We start from the raw sequence: 12,547 nt of genomic DNA on the forward strand, positions 1-12,547 counted from the left end.
CGGAATTCCAATACAGACAAACACCTATTTTTCTATAGGAAATATGATAAAAAAGGTAGGCTAAATTGAGTAGAAGAGGTGAAAGGAATGAAAGGGATGGACAATAATGCACCACACGGATTTTTCGGAGGTGGATCAGATAGTTATGAACAAATGATGTTAATGGGAGGAGCTGGCCAACAAGGATACGGTGGAATTCCGAGCTGGATGGGCGGAACACCTGGAGGATTTTCCACATCAGTAGCTGGTGTACAAACTGGAATTCCAACATTAACAGGAGGATTTCCATCATCGGTAGCCGGAGTGCAAACAGGAATCCCAACATTTGTAGGCGGAGCAGCGGGAGGAGTACCAGTAGGCGTACCAACTGCATTTCCATCTTTCGTTGGAGGCGTACAAACAGGATTTCCGGTACCAGGAGTAGGTGTTGTGGCAGGAGGGATAGGTGGTTTTCCGCAAGTTGTTCATGATCATCACGGACACCACCATCAAGGTCATCATGGACACCATCACCACCAAGGTCACCAAGGTCATCATGGACACCATCACCACCAAGGTCACCAAGGTCATCATGGACACCATCACCACCAAGGTCACCAAGGTCATCATGGACACCATCACCACCAAGGTCACCATGGTCATCATGGACACCATCAACAACAAGTACATCACCACGGACACCATCATATACATCCGCAGGCTGTTCTTTATCAAACTCACCAAGGTCATCATGGACATCATCAAGGCCACCAAGGTCATCAAGGTCATCATGGACACCATCACCATCAAGGTCACCAAGGTCATCAAGGTCATCACGGCCACCAAGGTCACCAAGGTCATCAAGGTCACCACGGCCAACAACACCAACAACACCAACAACATCAACAATATCAACAGTATCAACAACAATCTTCTCCTTGGACAGGTGGAATTGGGGCAGGAGGAGCAGGGGCAGCGGCGGGAGCAGCTAGCATTGGTGGAGCAGCAGGGCATGCTGGACACGTGGGTCATTAATGAATGGCAGAAAAAAAGACATAATAAAAAACTGCTAGGATTTCCTAGCAGTTTTTTTCAGCTTCTTGGCGTTGACGTTCGATTTCAGCACGAAGTTGTGGTTCTGGTGCTTGCCAGCCTTCAGGTTTTAGAATTTTGCCGTCGCCTTCGCGGAATCGAGGTTTCCCGTCCGGGAATAGTTTTGCCATGTTTGCGTTATTTACAATTTCGAATCCTTTATCAGGACGTACGCCCATTTCGGCAAACGTGCCGAATGCAAAGTAAATAAGGTCAATTAGTGCATCGTATTGATCTTCAACAGTCGTTGCTTCTAGAAATTCTTCTAGCTCTTCTTGCATAAAACTTGCACGGATTTTTGCACGTTCTTCTGTTAATTTTGTTGGAGTGTTTGTCACTGGATGTCCGAATACTTCATGCATTTTCGCAACAAGTTCGTACCCTTTATCTAAACCTTTTTCGTTTGTCATGTTGTTTCATCCTTTCTCGCTATGTCCGAATCTCATTGTAACATAGGGTGATTATGAAATGAAAAGGGACTGTTTAAAAGTTGTATCTTTTAGTTAAGATAGGGAAATATTATATCGACTAAACGACAAAACATAATCCATTAATAAAAGAAAGCCATCCCGGAATATTTTTGGGACGGCCCTGCTCGTTATTTTTCTTCTTTTATTAAAATGGATAAAAGAAGGTCGATGCCAAACATACCAACGAGCAACATTGGTATAACGACAAGTAAATAACGTGTGAAGGAAACATTTTTTAAATATGTATGAGCAAATAAAAAGACGCCGAGAAATAAAATACCATTTAAAATAGGCTTTACTAATTTTTTAGACATAAGCTCCCCCATAAATATCTTCTCTCTCTATCTAAAATAAAAACTCCTCTTTCCGTTGTATCATGCTGGAGAGAGGAGTTCAATCATTTCTCATTCAATTACACCAGAATTTGTAATATTTACGGTGTATTTTATAGTAACTGGAACATCTTTATACATTTGTCTCCATTCTTCTAATTTGAATGGACGATAATGTTGCTTATACCTAGCTCCTAGCCCGAGAGGATCAACACCTAAAGATTTAAACTGCTTAATTAATTTAGCAGCTTGTATATTTAATTGTCTTTGGACATCTTTTTCAATGTTTTTTGTGTTCTTATTATTTTCTAAGTTAATTTGTTTTGATAGTTCTTGGATACGTGCATCAAGATGAACGTGAATGAAAAAAGAAGGCTTCCCGTTTTTTATTTTTATATCGTAAGTTGGAATAGAACGAATATTATTAATCATTACGTATGCAGAATCTGTTTTGAATTCATGTGAATCTAATTTATGTTTCTCTAATAGTCCTTTAAAGATGAACATATCTTTTTCTGCAATTTTACCAATATATTTATCCTTTTTAAAAAGACCAATTCCGTTAATTTTTATTTTATCACCATGTTTCTTTAAAATTGGAATATAGTAGTCTTGCCCTTCTTGATAATAACGGAATGCTCCTACATGCAGGTTATCCGTTGGTAAAGGACCAGTCTCCATATTATGTTCTAGCATTTTTTTTATATAAATTGCAACGTTGTATGAAGTCGAATATTTGCCTTTTAAAAGTTCAGTACCATTCCCCTCTAATAAACCAACATATAAAGCATTCCCTATGTTTACATCTCGAAGTAATGTATCGAATGAGGTAGACATTCCTTTCTTCGCAAGTTTTATCGTATATAGAGCGACACGCATTTGTCCGCTAGCAAATGGTTGAGAAGACTCTAAAGATGTGTTTGCTTTTACTTGTTTTACCGCATTTGCAGTTCCTTCAAAAACTTGAACTTTATTTCCCTTTTTCTGAATCGGACAAACGAATGTTACTTTTACTTTATTATCTTTTGCTGTATCAAAAACTGTTCCTTGAATCAGCTGTACATCGTCGATAATATTTTTTTGTAAACATCCAGTTAAACTAAAAAGTGTTATACAAGAAAGAAGTATTAATTTGCTTGTGCTTTTGATTTTTTCCATTTTCTTTTCACCCACACAATAATAAATAGGATTGGGATGTATACATAAATGAGCCAAAAACTAACTTTTGCTGCATTACTAATAAAATTATTAATATCATGTCTGTTTGTTAAAAGTTGTGAAACAATGAGAGTGATAAAGATAAAAGCAATTAAAACACCTCTTTGTTTGACACGAAATATTTCATGCGTTGCTCTCGTTGCTGCCCATAAGGGAAGGATAAAACTTGTAATAATCACGAGTGCATAAGCGGAAATTGCGATATATTCGAGCCTTTCTATAAATGGTAATTGAATGACTTGGGTCATAGAAAGTTGTGGCCATATCGTTTTTAACAATTGTTTTTCACTAAAAAATGCAAAGGCTAAAAGGGTGCTAAATACATATAGAAGATTTGAAAATAGTGCCCCGTATTGAGCGTATTTATGAGACTGCATAGGTTTTTTTACAAACGGATAAACCATGAGATAAACCTCAAAACCGGTCATACTGTAGATTGACAGTTGAGCAGATTTTAAAATATCTGAAAAAGAATGCGTAAATATAGGTAGTAAATTATCCCAATGTGAATATTTCAAAACGAATAAGCTTAGAAATAAATATCCTAATGTACCACCAACAGAGATGACACAAATGCCAGTAATGACACGAAATCCAGAAGAGATAATGTAATAGCTAACTAAGCACAAAAAGAGTGTTAACATAAAAGTGGAAGCGGTAGGAAACATCCATACTTGAATAATTTCAACATACGTTCGAATAACCGAAATACTGACGATTAAAAAATAAGCTGCAAAGATGATATTAAATACATTCCCTATCCACTTTCCAAACATTTGCCTTTGTAAATCAATTAAATTTCCATTTGTTTCTTTTAATAAAAAATACATCATCCATATTAGGAGATGGATACAGAGTCCTGTGATTAGAACGCCCATCCAGCCGTCGTATCCAGCGGCCTTTGCAATGATTCTAGCGAAGCCAAGAACGCCAGCTCCAAACTGTGCACCGTGAATTAAGAAGAAAACAAAGATAGGAGATATTTGATATTTTTCTTGAACTTTACTCATCCAATGCACCTCATTTCTTAATCATCAAAGTCCGATCTATGTTTCGTTGAAATTCCTTTTGCTGATTTTTTTACATGTTGTGGCCTTGCTTGTACATCACGTGTATCAATCATTGTTAAAGGGAAACGAATCCAAGAATCTTTAACAGATTGTTGTCTTGTTGGATAAAACAAAGCGTATGGCTTACGTAAGGAAGTAAGTCTAAATAGATGAGTAAATAAGAAGATAAATCCAAGAGAAATCCCGAAAAGTCCTCCTATTTCTGCAAATATGAGAAATGGGAAGCGCAGTAATCGAACCGCATTACCCATTTTATAAATAGGTGTAATAAAGGAAGCGAGTGCTGATAAGGCGACAATAATTAATAAAATATTACTCGTTAAACCAGCTTGTACAGACGCTTGCCCGATTACGATACCGCCTACAATACCGAGCGTTTGACCAACTTTCATCGGTAACCTCGCGCCAGCTTCCCTCAGTAAGTCGATTGCAAGTTCTAAAAAGAGTGCTTCAATTAAAGGCGGGAATGGTACTTGTGCTCTTGATAAAATTAAAGTTTCAAGCAAATCACTCGGAATGAGTTCATAATGATAATTTAAAACTGCAACGTATAACGGTGTAGCGCATATCGAGAATAGAACGGCGATAAGGCGTAAAATCCTTGAAAATGTAGCGTATAGCCAAGAGACGTTGTAGTCTTCTGGTGAAATGAAAAAATCGAAATAGGATACAGGTGTTAATAAAACACTTGGAGAACCGTCCACAAAAATAGCGATTTTCCCATCGATTAGTGCTTTTGTCACTCTATCAGTGCGTTCTGTATTGATATAGAGAGGGAAAATCGATTTTTCTCCCATCAATTCTTGTATATAAGCACTATCATTAATTTGATCATATTCAAGAGCACGTAAAGACTCTTCTAGAAAATCAACATTATCTTTTTCAGCAAGGTTGTCTAAATACATCATGACAACTTTTGTTTTGGAAAATTCACCGACAATCATTTCTTTTGTTTGTAAATCTAAAACAGGAAGACGTTTTCGAACTAAATTAATATTTGTATCAATATCCTCTACAAAACCTTCTTGCGGACCAATAACAGTCGATTCGTTTAAAGGAGGAGTTGGTGCACGATAATTATCAATTGCAATATTTGCGAGCATACATTTTTGATCTTGTTGATTTACTTGAACAATAGCATGCCCCTTTAAAACCATGTCCTCAATTTTTTGTAAATCGTTCGTAATTGTAATGCCGCTCATCGGAATATGTTCCTTCAGCTCTTCTAGTGATGCGTTAGGTCGTTCTAAAAGAGTGGGCATTAAATACTTTTGCAATTTCTCACCATCAAGTGAAGGACGATAGTAAGAAATCCAATAAGGCATCGTTTCATCGTCAGATGTATGATAATTCACAAAATCACTAGACTTTTTCAGTTTTTCTATTAAATCTTGTAAAGAATGAATACGATCTTTTTCTGGTTTCGAAAAATCATAAATACTATTACCTTTAGAATTTTGCTGTTGCTCCTGATCGGAGTTGTCTTGCTTAGAATGCTTCTGTTGCCCCTGATCGGAGTCGTCTTGCTTAGAATGCTTCTGTTGCCCTTGATTGGAGTCATCTTGCTTAGAATGCTTCTGTTGCTCTTGAGAAGATTCATCTTGTTTAGCACTTTGTTGCTGATTGTGATTCGATTGATTTTGCTGATTATCTTGAGAAGATTCCTTGTGTTCCTCTTTTTTTTGCTCGTTATTGTTACCTTTATTATGTTTCGTACTTCTAGTCTGTTCTTTGTTGTCATCCTCTTGATTGTTAGGTTTTTGCTCCGAATTATCTGTTTCGTTTTTCTCTGTTGTATTTGATTTTTTTTTCTTACGTAGCCAATTCCAAATCATATGTATGCCCTCTTTGATTGTGTAATATAGTGCTATTTTGTGGCTAATTTTGTATATTATTCATTTATTTATGAAAAGAAGGAGGAGATTGGTTTGCATAGAAAAAATCTTTTAGTAAGCAGTTCATACTATGACGAGAAGAGGGCGAGTCTGTGAAAATTGTAAAAAAGGAGAAGTTTATTTTAAAGGAGTTTACATTTGAAAATGGTAGGACAATTCCTGTTCAAATGGGGTATGAGACGTATGGTACTTTAAATAGAGAGAGATCCAATGTGATTTTGATTTGTCATTATTTTAGTGCAACTAGTCACGCGGCAGGAAAATATACAGCGCATGATGAGGAGTCTGGCTGGTGGGATGGTTTAATTGGACCGGGAAAAGCAATTGATACAAATGAATACTTTGTTATATGCACTGATAATCTTTGTAATGTGCAGGTGAAGAACCCTCATGTAATTACAACGGGACCGAAATCGATTAATCCGAAAACTGGAGATGAATATGCGATGGACTTTCCGGTTTTTACATTTCTTGATGTAGCTCGTATGCAATGCGAGTTAATAAAAGATATGGGAATCACAAGGTTACACGCTGTAATGGGACCGTCAGCTGGCGGGATGATTGCGCAGCAATGGGCTGTTCATTACCCTCATATGGTAGAGCGGATGATTGGTGTTATTACGAACCCACAAAATCCAATTATTACGTCGGTAAATGTAGCGCAAAATGCAATTGAGGCTATCCAACTGGATCCAAGTTGGAAGAGCGGGAAATATGGAGAAGAGCAGCCAATGAAGGGGCTTCAGTTAGCAAATAGAATGATGTTTATGAACGCGTTTGATGAGCATTTTTATGAAACGACATTTCCTCGTAATAGTATAGAAGTAGAACCGTATGAAAAGGTTTTTTCATTAACATCATTTGAGAAAAAGATAAATAAATTGACATATAGAAGTATAGAGTTAGTAGATGCAAATTCGTGGATGTACACTGCGAAAGCAGTTTTATTACATGACATTGCGCATGGATTTTCGTCTTTAGAAGAGGCGCTGTCTAATGTAGAAGCAAATGTACTTATGATTCCGTGTAAACAAGATTTGCTTCAGCCGTCACGTTATAATTATAAAATGGTAGACCTATTGCAAAAACAAGGGAAGTATGCAGAAGTATATGAGATAGAAAGTATAAATGGGCATATGGCGGGAGTATTTGATATTCATTTATTTGAAAAGAAAGTGTATGAGTTTTTAAATCGGAAAGTATCTAGTTTTGTGTAGAAAATAAATGATGTGAAAAAGGTGCAATGTATGTAGTAGGCACCTTTTTTTACATGATTTGTAGGCGGAAAATATATGTGGCAATTGCTATACCGAAGAATGCAATACTAAGTAATAGAAATAAGAATGACATTTCTTGTGGTGATTTTATCTTTTTATTATTTTTCATACTAAGTGCAATAATTGCAGCGAGTAAGAACATAATGCTCATAATGAAAAGAAAAAGTGTCATTTTAATCGACTCCCTTCATAAAACAAGTATATTGAGGATACAATGCACGAGTTATGTTTGTAAAGAATAAGTTTTGCGAGAAAATTGAGAAATAAATTCTCCGTTCTTTGCGTTCTTTCTTTCGCATGCTAAAATTGATGAGGAATGATTATTCAAGGAAGAAACTAAAGGTTTTTATTGTATATAAGGAGGAACGAAATATGACAGAAGTGAAAACAATTACTACAGAAGAAGTACAAGAGCGTTTAGAAAACGGAGAAACGTTATTTTTAGTAGACGTAAGGGAAGATGAAGAAGTAGCGGCAGGAAAAATTCCAGAAGCTGTACATATTAAAATGGGCGATATCCCAAATAAAGTAGATTTCTTTGATAAAGAGAATGAATATATCTTTATTTGTCGTTCGGGAATGCGCAGTGAAAATGTATGCCATTATTTAAATGAGCAAGGATTTAAAACAGTGAACATGGTAGGCGGCATGCTTCAATATGAAGGAGAAACGAAATAAGTAGTTTAAAAAACTTGAAACGAGTCTGTTTCAAGTTTTTTTCTTTTGCATACAGTGTACAAAAGGGGGATAGGTAAATGGGGATTAATATGCGTAAAGTAAAAATTATTAACAATACAGGAGCTGTTAATGTTGGCGACTGTTATAATATCGCGCCTTTTGCTGTATCGAAAGCTTATGCGGGTGCTGGAGGATCAAGTGTAGCTATTTTTTTAAATGGAAAAAGGCAGCCACCAGAGGTGATTCGAACATCAGTATTTCTTCCACCATTAGCAACGAGTACACGTACGTTGGGTTAGTAAAGGAAAGGTAGAGTGTTAGTATGCCAGCACATATAAAAGAGTTTGTTATTGTGAATAATACTGGGAATATATTTACGGGTGATAATTTGAGTGATACGTCATTTACTGCTTCGAAATCGTATAGTGGTTCGATGGGATGCACTTGGATTGACGTTGTTACAGTAATAGGGACGGAGACGAAGCTTTGTTTACAGCCGGGTGATTCGGTGACAACAACATATACAAGAGGCACCCCTGCTGGTACTGTAACAGGAACAAATATGGGGCAAAGTGTAAATGCATCGGGTATAGCACAAGCTGTCCCTAATACAGATAATATGGATTCAGTTGCTGGACTCCCCTAAAATCATAGGGGAGTTTTTATTTGTAAGAAGAGCTTATGTAGCATGAAAAGCGGAGTAATTGTTTGAAAAATAGTATTGGAAACCTCTTTGGAAAATACAATTCAAATAGAAGGTGATTTTTTATCCCACTTTAATGGGCAGTAAGATTCCCCCTCAAAATTCAGCAAAAGCAAAGAAGCTAGGTGGGGGGTCGGGCTGCCTATAAAAGTTCGATTGGTGAGGGCTGATTAAAGTTTCACTTTATGTGAAGCATATTTTGTAATTGTATTTTGCTGTTGAAGGTGGTGGGAGTAGTGGAAGGAAATGATGAAAATTTAAAAATAAAAAGGTCGATACATTCTAATTTTAAGTTATCACCAGATCTTGTTGGTCCTACTTTTCCTCCAGTGCCAACTGGAATGACAGGGACGACAGGGCCGACGGGGAGTACGGGATCAACGGGAAGCACGGGTTCAACGGGAGATACGGGCCCGACCGGAAGTACAGGACCAACAGGAAATACCGGGGAAACGGGAAGTACGGGACCAACCGGAAATACCGGGTTAAGGGGGAGTACAGGACCAACAGGAAGTACAGGACCAATAGGAAATACAGGAGTGACAGGGGATACGGGATCAACAGGAAGCACAGGTCCAACCGGAAGCACGGGATCAACGGGAGATACGGGTCCAACGGGAAGTACCGGATCAATTGGAAATACTGGGGCAACCGGAAGCACGGGATCAACGGGAGATACGGGTCCAACGGGAAGTACCGGATCGACGGGGAACACTGGTCCAACGGGAAGTACGGGATCAACGGGAAGTACGGGAGCAACGGGAAGTACGGGAGCAACGGGAAGTACGGGAGCAACGGGAAGTACGGGAGCAACAGGAAATACAGGGGCAACGGGAGATACGGGCCTAACCGGAAGTATGGGCCCAACAGGAAGCACGGGTTCAAAGGGAGATACGGGCCCGACCGGAAGTACAGGCCCAACCGGAAATACAGGAGTGACAGGAGTGACAGGAGTGACAGGAGGAACGGGCCCAACGGGAAGCACCGGCCCGACCGGAAGTACAGGATCAACGGGAAGTGCAGGAGCAACAGGAAATACGGGAGCAACGGGAAGTACGGGAGCAACAGGAAATACAGGGGCAACGGGAGATACGGGCCCAACAGGAAGCACAGGATCAACGGGAAGCACGGGTTCAACGGGAGATACGGGCCCGACCGGAAGTACAGGACCAACAGGAAATACCGGGGAAACGGGAAGTACAGGACCAACAGGAAATACCGGGGAAACGGGAAGTACAGGACCAACAGGAAATACAGGAGTAACGGGAAGTACGGGAGCGATAGGAAATACAGGGGCAACGGGAGATACGGGCCCAACAGGAAGCACAGGATCAACAGGAAGCACGGGTTCAATGGGATCAACGGGAAGCACGGGAGCAACGGGAGTAACAGGCCCAACCGGAAATACGGGAGTAACGGGAAGTACGGGAGCGACCGGAAATACAGGGGCAACGGGAGATACGGGCCCAACAGGAAGTATGGGCCCAACAGGAAGCACAGGATCAACGGGAAGTACGGGGGCGACAGGAGTAACAGGAAATACAGGAGTAACAGGAAATACAGGGGCAACGGGAGATACGGGTCCAACCGGAAGTACCGGATCGACGGGGAACACTGGTCCAACGGGAAGTATAGGACCAACAGGAAATACAGGAGTGACAGGAGATACGGGCCCAACGGGAAGCACAGGCCCGACAGGAAGTACGGGATCAACAGGAAGCACGGGTTCAACGGGAGATACGGGCCCGACAGGAAGTACGGGAGTAACGGGAAGTACGGGATCAACGGGAAGTACGGGATCAACAGGAAGCACGGGTTCAACGGGAAGCACCGGCCCGACAGGGAGTACAGGAGCCACGGGAAGTGCAGGAGCAACAGGAAATACAGGGTCAACGGGAGATACGGGCCCAACAGGAAGCATAGGCCCAACGGGAAGCACGGGTTCAACAGGAGTAACAGGCCCAACCGGAAATACAGGAGTAACGGGAAGTACGGGAGCGACAGGAAGTACCGGATCAACGGGAGTAACAGGCCCAACCGGAAATACGGGAGCGACGGGAAACACGGGTCCAACGGGAGAAACGGGAGCAACAGGAAGCACAGGTCCAACAGGAGAAACGGGAGTAACAGGAAGTACGGGTCCAACAGGAGCAACGGGAAGTACAGGTCCGACCGGAAGCACCGGAACAACAGGAGATACCGGTCCAACAGGAGCGACCGGGGTTAGTACAACTGCAACGTACGCGTTTGCGAATAATACATCAGGAAGTGTTATTTCTGTTTTGTTAGGTGGCACGAATATTCCGTTACCAAACAATCAAAATATTGGACCGGGAATAACTGTTAGTGGTGGGAATACTGTATTTACAGTTGCGAATGCAGGGAATTATTATATAGCCTATACAATTAATTTAACAGCAGGTTTACTTGTGAGTTCCCGTATAACTGTAAATGGCAGTCCGCTTGCGGGAACGATAAACTCCCCGACAGTGGCTACTGGTTCATTTAGTGCAACGATAATTGCTAGCTTGCCTGCTGGAGCTGCTGTTAGCTTACAATTATTTGGAGTAGTTGCGTTGGCTACATTATCTACGGCAACGCCAGGAGCTACTTTAACGATTATTAGATTGAGTTAATAAGAAGAAAACCTTGGGGCTTTTATGCTTCAAGGTTTTTTATCTCCTTATTTGCATGTAGTCTCATTGATTAGGAAAGTTTTACTTTATTCACATGAGTAAAAACATCGCAGTTCGAAAATATATTATAATAGAATGAAAAGAGAGAAATTTGGCAGAAAGGGAGGGTGGCGATGCAGGAGATGGTTACAGATTTTTTTGGACGCCCGCTTCAAGATTTGCGTATATCTGTCATTGATCGTTGCAACTTTAGATGTACATATTGTATGCCAGCGGAAGTGTTTGGGCCAGATTATGCTTTTTTGAAAGATGAGTTTTTAATGACGTTTGATGAAATTGAGCGTTTAGCAAAACTATTTGTTAGCATCGGTGTACGAAAAATTAGACTTACTGGTGGCGAGCCACTACTTCGTAAAGATTTAGCAAAACTTATTGCACGTCTCGTGAAAATTGACGGGCTATTAGATATAGGGTTAACGACCAATGCAATTCATTTAACGAAGCAAGCAAAAGTATTAAAAGAAGCTGGATTACATAGAGTAAATGTTAGTTTGGATGCAATAGATGATGATGTATTTAAGGCTATTAATGGCCGAAATATTAATACAAAGCCTGTTATAAAGGGAATTATGGCTGCAAAAGAGGCTGGGCTTGATGTAAAGGTAAATATGGTTGTGAAAAAAGGGATGAACGACCATCAAGTACTTCCAATGGCTGCGTATTTTAAAGAGCAAGGAATCTCGCTTAGGTTTATTGAGTTTATGGATGTTGGTAGTACAAATGGATGGAACTTTGATCAAGTTGTTACGAAGCGAGAGTTAATTGAGATGATTCATCGCGTGTATCCGCTTGAGCCAGCTGAAGCGCATTATTTTGGTGAAGTTGCGAAGCGATATCGTTACGTTGGAACAAATGTTGAAGTCGGTTTTATTACTTCTGTTTCTGAGTCCTTTTGTTCCTCTTGTACGAGAGCGAGAATTTCAGCAGATGGAAAGTTTTATACTTGCTTATTTGCGACAGAGGGACTCGACCTAAGGGAACTTCTTAGAGGAAATCTTTCGGATGAGGAGTTAGTAAGCGTTATACAAGATGTATGGATGAATAGAAAAGATAGGTATTCGGATGAACGGACGGAAGAAAGTGCAAAAAATCGTCCGAAAATTGAAATGTCTTATATAGGGGGATAAGAAGGGAGGC

Annotated in this window: 13 protein-coding genes; 7 read left to right on the forward strand and 6 right to left on the reverse strand. The window is 40.0% G+C overall.

Annotated features, from left to right (window positions below; all coding sequences use genetic code 11):
• Positions 1-87 precede the first annotated feature (87 nt).
• Positions 88-1,014, forward strand: coding sequence for a hypothetical protein (locus MR147_RS23055; protein ID WP_242304772.1), 927 nt, complete (start codon positions 88-90; stop codon positions 1,012-1,014).
• Between the two features lie 44 nt (positions 1,015-1,058).
• On the opposite strand, the gene MR147_RS23060 is transcribed toward MR147_RS23055, so the two are convergent.
• The 5 genes from MR147_RS23060 to MR147_RS23080 all read right to left on the reverse strand — a co-directional run bounded on the left by MR147_RS23060 (position 1,059) and on the right by MR147_RS23080 (position 5,996).
• Positions 1,059-1,481, reverse strand: a complete 423-nt coding sequence (locus tag MR147_RS23060) for a pyrophosphohydrolase domain-containing protein (protein WP_000180554.1) — start codon at positions 1,479-1,481, stop codon at positions 1,059-1,061.
• Between the two features lie 188 nt (positions 1,482-1,669).
• Positions 1,670-1,855: a hypothetical protein gene (locus MR147_RS23065; RefSeq protein ID WP_001982745.1), complete on the reverse strand. Its 186-nt coding sequence runs from the start codon at positions 1,853-1,855 to the stop codon at positions 1,670-1,672.
• Positions 1,856-1,945: 90 nt separating this feature from the next.
• Positions 1,946-3,031, reverse strand: coding sequence for a Ger(x)C family spore germination protein (locus tag MR147_RS23070; protein WP_074610791.1), 1,086 nt, complete (start codon positions 3,029-3,031; stop codon positions 1,946-1,948).
• Positions 3,001-4,101 carry a spore germination protein gene (locus MR147_RS23075; RefSeq protein WP_074610789.1) on the reverse strand — a complete coding sequence of 367 codons (1,101 nt, stop codon included), beginning with the start codon at positions 4,099-4,101 and terminating at the stop codon, positions 3,001-3,003. Before MR147_RS23075 ends, MR147_RS23070 begins: the two co-directional genes overlap by 31 nt.
• A 17-nt stretch (positions 4,102-4,118) precedes the next feature.
• Positions 4,119-5,996 carry a spore germination protein gene (locus MR147_RS23080; RefSeq protein WP_242304773.1) on the reverse strand — a complete coding sequence of 626 codons (1,878 nt, stop codon included), beginning with the start codon at positions 5,994-5,996 and terminating at the stop codon, positions 4,119-4,121.
• A gap of 152 nt (positions 5,997-6,148) precedes the next feature.
• Here MR147_RS23080 and MR147_RS23085 point away from each other — a divergent pair, with 152 nt between their 5' ends.
• Positions 6,149-7,273, forward strand: coding sequence for a homoserine O-acetyltransferase family protein (locus tag MR147_RS23085; RefSeq protein WP_074610785.1), 1,125 nt, complete (start codon positions 6,149-6,151; stop codon positions 7,271-7,273).
• A gap of 49 nt (positions 7,274-7,322) precedes the next feature.
• Here MR147_RS23085 and MR147_RS23090 read toward each other — a convergent pair whose 3' ends face one another.
• Positions 7,323-7,505, reverse strand: a complete 183-nt coding sequence (locus tag MR147_RS23090; protein WP_074610784.1) for a hypothetical protein — start codon at positions 7,503-7,505, stop codon at positions 7,323-7,325.
• A gap of 200 nt (positions 7,506-7,705) precedes the next feature.
• Between MR147_RS23090 and MR147_RS23095 the strand changes: the two genes are divergently transcribed.
• The 5 genes from MR147_RS23095 to moaA all read left to right on the forward strand — a co-directional run bounded on the left by MR147_RS23095 (position 7,706) and on the right by moaA (position 12,537).
• Positions 7,706-8,011: a rhodanese-like domain-containing protein gene (locus MR147_RS23095; protein ID WP_000141212.1), complete on the forward strand. Its 306-nt coding sequence runs from the start codon at positions 7,706-7,708 to the stop codon at positions 8,009-8,011.
• A 77-nt stretch (positions 8,012-8,088) separates the two neighbouring features.
• Positions 8,089-8,310, forward strand: a complete 222-nt coding sequence (locus tag MR147_RS23100; protein ID WP_074610782.1) for a spore germination protein — start codon at positions 8,089-8,091, stop codon at positions 8,308-8,310.
• A gap of 23 nt (positions 8,311-8,333) precedes the next feature.
• Positions 8,334-8,657 (forward strand): hypothetical protein, encoded by a 324-nt coding sequence (locus tag MR147_RS23105; RefSeq protein WP_001110853.1) that lies wholly within the window; start codon positions 8,334-8,336, stop codon positions 8,655-8,657.
• A gap of 293 nt (positions 8,658-8,950) precedes the next feature.
• Positions 8,951-11,350, forward strand: coding sequence for a BclA C-terminal domain-containing protein (locus tag MR147_RS23110; protein WP_313897180.1), 2,400 nt, complete (start codon positions 8,951-8,953; stop codon positions 11,348-11,350).
• A 173-nt stretch (positions 11,351-11,523) separates the two neighbouring features.
• Complete coding sequence (gene moaA, locus MR147_RS23115; RefSeq protein ID WP_074609925.1) at positions 11,524-12,537, forward strand: GTP 3',8-cyclase MoaA; 1,014 nt, start codon at positions 11,524-11,526, stop codon at positions 12,535-12,537.
• Positions 12,538-12,547: the final 10 nt, after the last annotated feature.

Source organism: Bacillus cereus group sp. BfR-BA-01350, assembly GCF_022663775.1.
GTDB lineage: Bacteria > Bacillota > Bacilli > Bacillales > Bacillaceae_G > Bacillus_A > Bacillus_A paranthracis.